Origin of the sequence: Marinicella meishanensis (assembly GCF_019931145.1) — a bacterium.
Lineage (GTDB): Bacteria > Pseudomonadota > Gammaproteobacteria > Xanthomonadales > Marinicellaceae > Marinicella > Marinicella meishanensis.
Window position 1 is genome coordinate 93,357 of record NZ_JAIOUV010000012.1, and the last position, 12,252, is coordinate 105,608.

The window sequence follows — 12,252 nt, forward strand, 5'->3', positions numbered from 1 at the left end:
TTACATCTATTCAAAATCATCTTCAAAAATGATGTCACCAATTAGGTCATAAATATTGATGGTGCCTGAATCAGCACCAAGTAAATTATTGCTGGCACCTATGTAAAATTGATTGTTGTGGATATTGACTGATCTCGATTCAGTGTCTTGGGGTGCAAATAAGGGCTGATTGTACACCCATTCTAATCCGTCAAACTGAAACCAATGGACCCGATTTTCATAATCTCTTTCATTGATAAGCACGTGGTTGCTAGCAATACTGATGTTCTGACCGAATAGTGCGATGGGCGTTGAATTGGGTGGCTCAATGCTTTGGAACTCTGACCATTGATTATTTTCAAAGTGAAAAACAAAAGCCATATTACCTGCATTGGGTGAAGCAGCAATGAGCGCTTGATTACCATCTATGTCAATTTCTCTGCCAAACTCTAATGAATTTATTGGGTTGGATAAGAGCAACTTTTGTTGTTCAACCCAAATTTGATTTTCGAGTCTAAAATAATAGACTGCTCCTAAGTTTGAATTAACCTCATCATGAAATGGTGCGCCGATCAATGCCAAATCTCCATTGACAGCAATGGAATAACCAAAGAGATCTCCATTTGCTGAGTCGGCTGCACTAAATCGATGTGTTTCTTCCCAAGAATCTGTTGGTTTTTCATAAACTATTACGGCACCAAAGTTGGTTCCAAATGAATTGGAACGTAAACTGCTTATCAATATTTGCTGTTCTGTAATTTCAACCTGATATCCGAACAAATCATCAGTCTCACCATTGGGGTCAGTTATTTTTTGAGTTTCAACCCAATTTTGCCCATCAAATTGAAATACATAAGCTGCCCCTGTCTCATCTTCAACCCCATTTTGTCTGATGGCGCCCACCACCAAGATGTCGTCTTGCAAGCTGATGGAACGACCAAAGTAAGCATTGTTATTGGGGTCTGAGGGAGTCAACATCTGCTTAATTTGCCATTCATTTTTTATCCTTTCATAGACAAATACGGCACCAGATCGGATACCCAAAGAATATTCTTCAGGAGCACTAACCGCAATCCAATCATCATTGATTTCAGTGCGATGGCCATACAATTGACCAGGTGCACCTAGAGTCGGAATGACATAATCATGATATGACCAACTGCCTTGGTCAGATTTAAACTGAGAGATGAATCCAGAACCAATTCCGTAAAATGATGAATTATGTGAAGAGATTAATAATTCATTGCCTAAGACTGCCATGTCGCTGCCAAATACACCAGTTTGATGGAGTTTTTGACTCTGAGCCCATATGCCATTAGATTCGGTGAACTCGTAAATGGCAGGCGAGGTGCTTTCGTTGATTGATTGCCATGGGTCGATCACCAACAATTTGTTTGAAAACATGTATGCATTCACACCAAATTCTTCTACCAATTCTGAGTCGTCTGCTGTCAGACTGGTTTCCAAGCTCCAATTGATTCCATCGTATGAATAAACATGAACTTGGTCGGCTAAGCTGTCAGTCACCAAGGCTTTGTTTCCAACCAATTGGACATTCCTGCCAAAGGACCAACTTGCATTTGAAAACTTATTGAGAAGTTGAAATTGATTGTTGGTGAATTGATAGAAATGAACGTTGCCATCATAACTACTGCCTATGACGGCATGGCCGTTGTCCAGTGAAACTGAAAAACCAAAATTGTCATTTTCATTGGTTTCGCCCTCTGGATAAAACGCCTGAATTTGTGCCCAGCTGTTGCCATCGAACTCAAATGCAAAAACAACTCCAATTGTTCCATCGGTTGGGGCTGGCGTTCCTGAATCTCCAATCAGAATCAGGTTATTATCCAAGCTCATTGACTTGCCAAAGGTTTCTGGGTTAAACAATGGATTATCAATATTAGGGGTCAATAATTGGAACTCTTGCCACTCATTGTTTACTTGTCTAAATACGTATACGGCCCTGTCGGCGGACACAAAAGCCCATTCTCCTTCAAGTTCGACACCATATCCGTATGAGCCTAATGAGCTCGTATCTTCGGGTTCCAGGCGGGTGACTTCAACCCATTCTTTGCCTTCAAGCTCGAATAAATAGGCTGTGGAATTGGGATACTGGCCGCCGCCACCAACCAAGGCAAGGTTGCCATCAACTGCGATGGTGGAACCAAAGCCGCTGAACTGGCCAAAAACACCTTCAAATGGCGGCAGTACTGTTTCAGATAAAATGGCAGAATGGAGGTGTTCAAGTATCTCCTGAGAGTTTTTTGCTATAACAACTCTGCTCAAAAATAGCAGTGATACAGTAATGAAAGTCCATTTAATTTTCATGTTCAAATGACTATTTTGAAATGATGTATTTTAACATCAATGTCCAATTTCGGCTTGCTAACAATAAAAGTTTGTTAAGTATTTTATACCATAGTTGAATCAAGCGTCATTTGAATTGTTGACGCTGTCAATGTCATTGCCCCGATGCTAAACTGATACCCAGTTTTTAAGCCACTGGACTCATGTCAGAAAAATCACAGTTTCAACTGCTCAAACAACGGCGCTTTTTGCCGTTCTTTTTGACCCAATTCTTCGGCGCTTTCAATGACAACGTGTTCAAGAATGCCTTGGTCATCATGATTGCCTTTCGGGTTGCTGAGGACCAGGTGGACATCCTCACCAATTTGGCTTTTGGCTTGTTCATTTTGCCGTTCTTTTTGTTTTCGGCTTTTGCCGGTCAAGTGGCCGATAAATTTGAAAAATCGGTGTTGATCCGGCGGGTCAAGATGGGCGAGATCATGATCATGTTGTTGGCCTCGGTGGGTTTCTATTTGAACAGCGTGCCCTTGTTGATTTTTGTGTTGTTTTTGATGGGTTCGCAGTCCACCTTGTTTGGTCCGGTGAAGTACGGTTACCTGCCAGAAAAACTCAGCAACCATGAACTGATGGGCGGCAATGGCCTGGTCGAAGCCAGCACCTTCATTTCCATTTTGTTGGGCACCCTATTGGGCGGTATTTTGATTGCCTTGGACTCGTTCATTCCGATCTCCCTGGCGGTGGTGACTTTTGCCACTTTGGGTTATTTGTCGGCGCGCAACATCCCCTTGTGCGTGGCGGCCGAACCGACCATCAAACTGGACTGGAACCTGTTTCGTGCCACCACTAAGAACCTGCGCATCCTGCCGGAAAAACGGGTGGTGTTCTTGTCGGTTCTGGGCATCTCTTGGTTTTGGTTTTTTGGTTCGGTGTTTCTGGCCCAAATGCCGAATTTTTCGCGCACCGTGTTGGGTGGCAACGAGCATGTGGTGACCCTGTTGTTGACCATGTTTTCGATTGGCATTGGCCTGGGTTCCCTGTTGTGTGAAAAACTGTCGGGTCGGCGGGTGGAAATTGGTTTGGTACCGGTCGGGGCTTTGGGCTTGGCCTGGTTTGGTTTTGATTTGTATTGGGTCAGTTCGCAATGGCCCCAATCGGGGGTTTTGGACCTGGGCATCAAGGCCGTGATGGCGGTGCCTGGGGCATATCGGGTGTGTGTCGATTTGGCCATGATTGGCGTGTTTGGTGGTTTGTACATCGTGCCCTTGTATTCATTGGTGCAGGAACGATCCGATGCCAATCAGGTCTCGCGCATCATCGCCGGCAACAACATCATCAACGCCATGTTCATGGTGGTGGCCGCGGTTTTGGGCATGGTGGTGTTGGGTGTGCTGGACATGAGCATCCCCGAGTTGTTCATGATCACTGTGATCCTGCACATCGTGGTCTGTTTGTACATCTTCACCATCGTGCCGGAGTTCATCCTGCGCTTGATTGCCTGGCTGTTGGTTTCGCTGATCTATCGGGTCAGGTACAAGGGCTTGGAAAAAATCCCCGCCGAAGGCCCAGTGGTGTTGGTGTGCAACCACGTGGCCTTTGTTGATCCGGCGATCATCATGGGTCGGGTCAGGCGGCCATCGAAATTTGTCATGCACCACAAAATCTTCAATAAATTCGGCATGAAGTTTTTGTTCAAAGCAGCCAAAACCATCCCCATTGCCAGCGCCAAAGAAAACCCCGAAATGATGGAAGCGGCCTTTGCCTCGGTGCGTGAGGCTTTGGCCGACGGTGATGTGGTGTGCATTTTCCCGGAAGGCGCTTTGACCCCGGATGGGCAGATCGGTCTATTCAAAAAAGGCATTGAACGGATCATCAGCGAAACCCCGGTGCCGGTGGTGCCGATGGCTTTGAACAACTTGTGGGGCAGCATGTTCTCGCGATACAGCAAAAAATTGATGGGTCGACTGCCCAGAAAATTCATGGCCAAAGTGGAGCTGATCGTGGGTGACCCGGTGCCACCCGAGCAGGTCACGGCCGATTATTTGCGTGACCTGGTGGTGGAATTGAAGAGTCAGGCCAAGATCGCCAACCCGTTGTTGGAATCACCAGAAGCGCCGGAAAACACCGACTCCAAAGCCTGATCCAAGTCGGCGATGATGTCGTCGACGTGTTCCAGTCCCACCGACAGGCGAATCAAAGTCGGGCTGATCAAATGCGCCAGCAACGCCTCTTCGGTGTAGGTTGAATGGGTCATCGAAGCCGGGTGTTGAATCAAAGTTTCGGCATCGCCCAAACTCACGGCACACAGGATCATTTGCAAGCGATTGACAAAAGCCGCCGCTTGTTCCCGGGTGGCGTTCAATTCAAAGGCGATCATGCCGCCGGCCTGGCGCATCTGCAAGGCAGCCAATTGTCGTTGTGGGAAGTCGGCCAGACCGGGATAATAAGTGCGTTTGACGTGGGGTGATGCGGCCAGGTATTCGGCCACCTGCTGGGCGTTCTCGCCGTGGCGTTCCATGCGCACGTGCAGGGTTTTCAAACCGCGCAACAACAGCGACACATCAAAGCCTGAAATCACCGCACCGGTCATGTCCTTCAAGCCAAACATCCGAATGTGGTCGATGACTTCCTGGCGTCCCGCGACAAATCCAGCCAGCAGATCGCCATGACCGCCGAGGTATTTGGTTGCCGAATGCACCACCAAATCAGCCCCCAAGGCCAAAGGGTTTTGTAAATAAGGGGTGCAGTAGGTGTTGTCGATCATCAACTGGCAGTCCAACGGTCCAGTGATGGCCGCCAGGGCCGCGATGTCAACCAAACGCATGTTGGGGTTGGTGGGGGATTCGCTGTAAACCAGGCGGGTTTGGTCCGAGATGTGTTGTGTCAGGTTGTTGGGGTCAGACAGGTTCAAATAGGTGATCTTCACCCCGAACGATTTTAAGCCGTGTTCCAAAAAACTGTAGGTGCAACCGTACAAGCTCAAATCGGCGATGATTTCATCACCGGGTTTGACCAATGACCACAAAGTGGCGGTGATGGCGCCCATGCCTGAGGCCGTGGCCAGGGCCGCTTCGGCTTGTTCCAAGCGCGCCAATCGCTGTTCCAGGATCTGCTGGGTGGGTGAACCCAAGCGGGCATAGATGAAGCGGTCGTTGTCGCCTTGGAACGCTTCAGCGCCTTGTTCCACCGTCTCAAACGCATAGGTCGAACTGATGTGAATGGGTGGGGTCAGGGCCCCTTGTTGGTCTTGGGGGTGGTAGCCAGTGTGGATCGCTGCGGTGGCGAAATGGGCGTGATGACGGTGTTTCATAAGCTCAGACTCAAATGTTATTACACTGACCTTCATTTTAGGTTGTGGCCACGGGTCAACCCAGTTAAAATACGTAACATTTTCGTTACATCGAGAATTTATTATTTCGTAAGCAATTGAAAAATAACATTTATTCAAATGTACGGATTTTTTTACACCCATGAAGCTGGCCATCACCACAGAAAACAAACTCGGCATCACCGATGATGTGTTGTCGTTGTTGCGACAGCACCAAGCCGACCTGATCAAAGTTGAAGTCGAAGACGGCAAGATTTATTTGCACACCCAAGAATTGGCCAAGTCCACCCAAGGCACCATTGCCAGCTTGTTGATGAAAATTCCCGGCATCAAGTGGGTCAACCAAATCGATGTGTTGCCTGGGGTTGAAACCCAAAACATGCTGGCCTCTTTGATGCAAGTGATGCCCGATCCGGTGATCGGAGTCAACAACAAAGGTCAGGTGGCCTATGCCAATGACAAAGCCAAAAAGTTGTTTGCCCCGCATGCCGAAGGCCAAAAAATGCCGTTGAGCATGAAGCAGATTTTTGTCACCGAGGGCTGGCAAGACAAAGTCAATGCCGCGGCCAATTCGCACTTGCCGGTGAACATCCAAACCATTGCCGGGACCTTGTTGTTGGAAGTGCAAGGCACCCAAGACACCAATGGTCAAATGTCTGGGGCCATGTTGCTGTTCCGCGATCACGACAAAATCCGCGCGTCCAGCTTCGTCATGCAAGGCGAACAAATCGATGGCCTGGAAAAATTGGTTTACCAATCGGCCGCCTTTGATGCGGTGTTGCAAAAAGCCAAAACCCTGGCCCACGTCGATGCGCCTCTGAACATCGTCGGAGAGACCGGCACCGGTAAGACTTTGTTGGCCCATGCCTGTCACAGCCTCAGCCCCCGCCAACATGAATTGTTCACGGTGATTGATTGTCAGGCGATGAAGAGCGAAGACATGGAAAGCCTGTTGTTTGGGGTCAATCAACAACCCGGGGTGTTGGCCTTGAACCAGTCGGGCACGTTGTTCTTATCCCACATTGAATTCATGGATCACCACATCCAGCAGAAATTGTTGGATCACTTGCAACAACCGGCCAACCCCTGTGTGCGGGTGATGGTGTCCTCGGCGCAAAAACTCAGTCACCACCAACAAGCTGGCAAGTTGTTGCCAGAATTGGTGTTGAAACTGGATGTGCTGCGCCTGGATGTGCCGCCATTGCGTGAGCGACCCGAAGACATTGAGCCTTTGTTGCAGCATTTTTTGCACCAACTGAACCAACAATATGGCCAGGAAGTTGGTTTGTCCCTGGATGCTGCGGCCAAATTGAAGCGCTATTATTGGCCGGGCAACGCCAGCCAATTGCGCCACGCCTTGTACAAAGCCATGATGTTGGCCAAAGACGGCACCATCCAGTCCAGCGATTTGGACCTGGAAGGGGCCATGAGTTTGGAAGCCGACTTGGAAGGCATGACCTTGGGCGAGGCGGTGAGCGAATTTGAGAAACACTTTTTACAACACTGGTACCAAAAGTTTCCATCGACCAGAAAACTGGCGCGCCAATTGGGGGTCTCGCACACCACCATCGCGCAAAAAATCAACAAATACAAATTAAACGACAGCAACTGAGAACCTTATGAACCTTATTGAAGCCCATGGTGGCGAGCTGGTGAACTTGATCCCCAGCCAAGCAGACAAAGAACAACGACAACAATTGGCCAATGAAATGCCTGATTGGGACCTGAAACCACGCCAAGTTTGTGACATCGAATTGTTGCTCAATGGCGCCTTCTCACCCTTGACCGGCTTCATGCAACAGGCCGATTATCAGGCGGTACTCAAAGACATGCGCTTGGCCGATGGCACCTTGTGGCCAATGCCGATCACCCTGGACGTGGATGAAAAAACCAAGGACGCCGCGGTCGCAGCCGGGCATTTGACCCTGCGCGATGAAGAAGGGGTGGTGTTGGCGGTGCTCAAAGTGGCCGACGTTTGGGCGGTGGATCGGGCGGCCGAAGCCCAAGCCGTGTATGGCACCACCGACGAGAAGCACCCGGCGGTACATCATTTGATGAACCAAACCAACGATTGGTACCTGGGTGGCGAGTTGTTGGGTTTGCAATTACCGACCCATTATGACTACAAACAACACCGCCACACGCCACAAGAGATCCGCGCCAAGTTCAAAAAACTGTCCTGGTCACGGGTGGTGGCGTTCCAAACCCGCAACCCCATGCACCGCGCGCACCAGGAATTGACTTTCCGCGCCGCCCAACGGGTTGAAGCCAACCTGTTGATCCATCCGGTGGTGGGCATGACCAAACCGGGTGACATCGACCACTTCACCCGCGTGCGCTGCTACGAACAGGTCATGGACCGCTATCCTGAGCGCACCACCGCTTTGAGCTTGTTGCCTTTGGCCATGCGCATGGGCGGTCCACGTGAAGCCTTGTGGCACGCCATCATCCGCAAAAACTATGGCTGCACCCACATCATCGTCGGGCGCGATCACGCTGGCCCGGGCGATGATTCCAACGGTCAACCGTTCTATGACCCCTATGCCGCACAAGAGTTGTTGCAACAACACGAAGCCGAGTTGGGCATCCAAATGGTTGAATTCGAAATGATGGTGTACTCCCAAGACAAGGCCCAATACATTCCTGTGTCAGAAGTGAATGAGGGCGACAACATCCTCAACATCTCGGGCACCGAGTTGCGCCGCCGCTTGCAGTTGGGCTTGGAAATCCCCGAGTGGTTTTCCTACCCCGAGGTGGTGACCGAATTGCGCAAGAGTTACCCACCACGCAACAAACAAGGTTTCACCGTGTTCTTCACCGGCCTGTCGGGTTCCGGTAAATCCACCATCGCCAACGCCCTGCGGGTCAAGTTGATGGAAATGATCAACCGCCCGGTCACTTTGCTGGATGGCGATGTGGTCAGAAAACACCTGTCCAGTGAGTTGGGCTTTTCCAAAGAGCACCGCAATATTAATGTGCAACGCATTGGCTATGTGGCCAGTGAAATCACCAAAAACGGCGGGGTGGCCATCTGCGCGCCGATTGCCCCATATGAAAAAATGCGCGCCGAAGTGCGCGGCATGATTGAGCCCTTGGGTGGCTTCCTGGAAATCCACGTCTCCACCCCCTTGGAAGAGTGTGAGAAACGGGACCGCAAAGGCTTGTATGCCTTGGCCCGCAAAGGCGTGATCAAAGAGTTCACTGGCATCAGTGACCCTTATGAAGCCCCGGCAACACCGGAAGTGGAGATCAACACATTGAACTTCTCTCCCGACCAAGCCACCCAGCGCATCGTCTTGAAACTCGAGGCCATGGGTCTGATTGGATAAGCCATGACCGCAGAACCCCAGAAAAAACCGACGGCTTTCCTGATCGATTCGTCGGTTTTTGTGTTCCGCAGTTATTATTCGATGTCACCGGATTTGGTCGATGTGAATGGTCATTCCAATCACGCGGTGTATGGCTTTGCCCGGTTCTTGTGCCGCTTCATCAAACAAACCCAACCGCAATTGATCGCCACCGCCTTCGATGAGGCTTTGACCACATCGTTCCGCAACGAAATTTATCCACCTTACAAGGCCAACCGCGATCCGGCGCCGGAAGACCTGAAGCGACAATTCAAGCTGTGCCAACAGTTGAGTCGTTTGTTGGGGGTGTCGGTGTTTGCCGACGACAGTTACGAAGCCGATGATTTGATCGGCACCTTGCACCAAACCCACGCCGAACAAGGTCATGCGGTGTGTGTGGTCAGTGCCGACAAAGACCTGGCCCAATTGGTGCGACCGGGGGATTGGTGGTGGGATTACGGCAAATCCAAACCCCTGGACTTTGAGGCTTTGACCGAGAAATTTGGGGTCCGGCCGGATCAGGTCTGTGACTACCTGGCTTTGGCCGGTGATGCGGTCGACAACATCCCCGGCGTGAAGGGTATTGGCGCCAAGACCGCTTGCATTTTATTGAACCATTTCAATGACTTGGAAAGCTTGCTGGACCGCTACCGAGAGATTGAGCACTTGAGTTTTCGTGGCGCCAAATCTTGTCAAAAGAAGATCATGAACCACCATGAAGACGCCCGCTTGTCGAAATTGTTGTCCAAAATTGTGCTTGATGCGCCGTTGGAAAATAGTGATATAATGAAATCACAAGTGGACCGGGAACCTTTGCTTTCATTCATCGAAGAAATGAGATTCGGCCCAATGATGCGACGAGAATTATTGGAAGCGGCAGACTTATGACTAACGAACAAAAAAAGATTTTGGTGGTGGATGATGAACCGGACATCCTGCAACTGCTGGAAATTTCCCTGTCCCGCATGGGCTTCAAAGTATATAAGGCCGAAAGCCTCGGTGCCGCCAAATACCAGTTGTCAAAAACCACCTTTCATTTGTGTTTGTCCGATTTCAAATTACCCGACGGCAACGGCAGTGAGCTGGTCGAACACGTGAATCAGGAATACCCCACCACCCCGATCGCGGTGATCACCGCCTTTGGCACCATCAACCACGCGGTGGAAACCCTGAAAAAAGGGGCCTATGATTTCATCACCAAGCCCATCAGTTTGGACACCCTGCGCCAATTGGTGATCACCGGATTGCAAAAACACGAACAACCAGCCGCTGAGACCGAAGCGGCAAAAATCGACATCGACACCGCCTATTTCCAACGCCTTGATGAGTTGATTGCCAAATACGCCAACAGCCAGGTGCCGGTGATCATTTATGGCAAACGCGGCACCTGGAAAGAAAAGGTCGCGACTTTGATCCATGAAAACAGCGCCTTGAGTCGCCAGCAACTGACCTTCATTGACTGTGCCGATGCCGATGAAAACCTGACCCCTGACAATCAAGGCACGTTGATCTACCAAAACCTGGAACAACTCAAACCGGAACAACAAACCGTGGTGATCAACTTCATCAAAGCCTTGGATGCCAACCAACGCATCCTGGTCACCACCAACTGGACCGAAGAAGAATTCAAACATTCACTCGGCATCAAGAAAGGCCTGCTCCGGGTCATTTGCGTCGGTGAAATCGAAACCCGAAGTGTGTTGCAGATGAAAGACGATTTGAGTGACATCTGCAAAGCCCGGTTGGAACAACTGGCCGAAAGCTGGAACAAACTGCCGTGTAAAATTCACCCCACCGCCCTGGCCAAGCTCAAAGCCCACGATTTTCCGGGCAACATGAAAGAGCTGGACCTGGTGCTGTCAAAAGCCGCGGTCAATTGCCAAAACCAACTGATCCGCGAAGACGACATCCAACTGGAAAACACCGGCTTCCAACCGCAGTTGAGCAAAGAGATGAACCTGGAAAAATACATTGAGGACATCGAAATCCGCGAAATCACCAATGCCCTGGCCAAAACCAACAACAACAAAACCAAAGCCGCCGACCTGCTCGGCATCAGCTTCCGCGCCCTCAGATACAAAATCAAAAAGCTGGGGATTGATTGAACTCGGCTTGAATCGTCATGAGAGCTGAACACATCAAAGCCAATGTGGCTTCTTGGGAACAGGTGTCAGCGTTCGTAAGGGGTTTTCCTGAATTTGCTGAGTGGCAACAGACCACGCTATTCATCATTCGGCATTGAATTGAACAAGGGCATCACCGGTTTTTTCGGGTCGGAACCAGCATGAGGACCCTGGTGATTTCCACTTTGGACCACCATGGCTTGAAAGATGAGCCGCATGTGATGATCAAGATCGAGTCTGAGAAAAAAATCAAACTGGTGTATGTGCCAGCATTCTATCCCCGAGAGGGCGATACTTGGCTAGAGTATGATTTGGCATGGGCAGATGCATTGCCGACTTTGAGAAGGTTTTTGCACCACCTGTGGAGAATGACCCGCGCAGAGGCTGTGCCGAAAGAATTGTTTTTGCAGCCAGGAGCATTTCAAGCACCGATCTTAAAAGAAGAAGACCAATTAGCCAGCACGTGGGCTGAGTTGTATTGAATTATTCAGTTGTAATTGCTCATCGACATTTCATGACACAACAAAAACCCATTTGCCAACTCTGCGGCACCGATCAAAACATCACCTTCCACCACCTGATCCCCAGAACCTGCCATAAAAACAAATGGTTCCGCAAAAATTTCAGCCGCGAAGACATGCGCACCCGCGGCGTCGATGTGTGTCGCCGCTGCCATTCTTTCATTCACCAACAACACAGCGAAAAACACCTCGGCCGCGAACTGAACACCCTGGAAAAAATCCTCGCCGATGAACAACTCAAACCCTTCATCGAATGGGCCAAAAAACACCGCTGACCCACCGGTCATTTCGACCGAGCGCAGCGAGTGGAGAAATCTCTTGGCATGCCAGTTTGAACTCATATCTGCATGCCGGCGAGCCGCCGGCGGTCCAGCAACCCCCTGGAGCATCGACTTCAGTCGATGACATGGCCAGGCCTAGGCCGCAGCCATCACTCGCTGGTATGGTGGTGAGGTGTTGGTTTGGATCGCTGTAAGGCTGTCATCTTATCTGTACAAATACCAACCCCACGCCGACTGAAGACAGCGCCACTGATTGTGATCTTAATAAACAAGATGGGTGAGCCTGTCGAAGCATCTCCAAGTATTTATGTCACTTCGACAAGCTCAGTGAGCTTAATGTATTAATTGATCACACAGATTGTATTGGAG

General features: G+C 50.0%; 9 protein-coding genes. 7 read left to right on the forward strand and 2 right to left on the reverse strand.

Features of this window, described 5'->3' with window-relative positions; all coding sequences use genetic code 11:
* Positions 1-6: 6 nt before the first annotated feature.
* Positions 7-2,307 (reverse strand): FG-GAP repeat protein, encoded by a 2,301-nt coding sequence (locus tag K7G70_RS17755; protein ID WP_223790006.1) that lies wholly within the window; start codon positions 2,305-2,307, stop codon positions 7-9.
* Positions 2,308-2,489: 182 nt separating this feature from the next.
* Between K7G70_RS17755 and K7G70_RS17760 the strand changes: the two genes are divergently transcribed.
* On the forward strand, positions 2,490-4,424 hold the full coding sequence (locus tag K7G70_RS17760) for an MFS transporter (protein WP_223790007.1): 1,935 nt from the start codon (positions 2,490-2,492) through the stop codon (positions 4,422-4,424).
* Here K7G70_RS17760 and megL read toward each other — a convergent pair.
* Positions 4,355-5,593, reverse strand: coding sequence for a methionine gamma-lyase (gene megL, locus K7G70_RS17765; protein ID WP_223790008.1), 1,239 nt, complete (start codon positions 5,591-5,593; stop codon positions 4,355-4,357). The two genes, K7G70_RS17760 and megL, sit on opposite strands and share 70 nt — an antisense overlap.
* A 160-nt stretch (positions 5,594-5,753) precedes the next feature.
* Here megL and K7G70_RS17770 point away from each other — a divergent pair, with 160 nt between their 5' ends.
* From K7G70_RS17770 to K7G70_RS17795, 6 genes are all read left to right on the forward strand, one after another.
* Complete coding sequence (locus K7G70_RS17770; protein ID WP_223790009.1) at positions 5,754-7,223, forward strand: sigma 54-interacting transcriptional regulator; 1,470 nt, start codon at positions 5,754-5,756, stop codon at positions 7,221-7,223.
* Positions 7,224-7,230: 7 nt separating this feature from the next.
* Complete coding sequence (locus K7G70_RS17775) at positions 7,231-8,940, forward strand: bifunctional sulfate adenylyltransferase/adenylylsulfate kinase (protein ID WP_223790010.1); 1,710 nt, start codon at positions 7,231-7,233, stop codon at positions 8,938-8,940.
* A 3-nt stretch (positions 8,941-8,943) separates the two neighbouring features.
* Complete coding sequence (locus tag K7G70_RS17780) at positions 8,944-9,846, forward strand: 5'-3' exonuclease (RefSeq protein WP_223790011.1); 903 nt, start codon at positions 8,944-8,946, stop codon at positions 9,844-9,846.
* Positions 9,843-11,063, forward strand: coding sequence for a sigma-54-dependent transcriptional regulator (locus K7G70_RS17785; protein WP_223790012.1), 1,221 nt, complete (start codon positions 9,843-9,845; stop codon positions 11,061-11,063). Before K7G70_RS17780 ends, K7G70_RS17785 begins: the two co-directional genes overlap by 4 nt.
* Positions 11,064-11,302: 239 nt before the next feature.
* Positions 11,303-11,563, forward strand: coding sequence for a hypothetical protein (locus K7G70_RS17790; RefSeq protein WP_223790013.1), 261 nt, complete (start codon positions 11,303-11,305; stop codon positions 11,561-11,563).
* Positions 11,564-11,595: 32 nt separating this feature from the next.
* Entirely contained in the window at positions 11,596-11,877 is a 282-nt protein-coding gene (locus tag K7G70_RS17795; protein ID WP_223790014.1) for a hypothetical protein, read from the forward strand.
* Positions 11,878-12,252 lie beyond the last annotated feature (375 nt).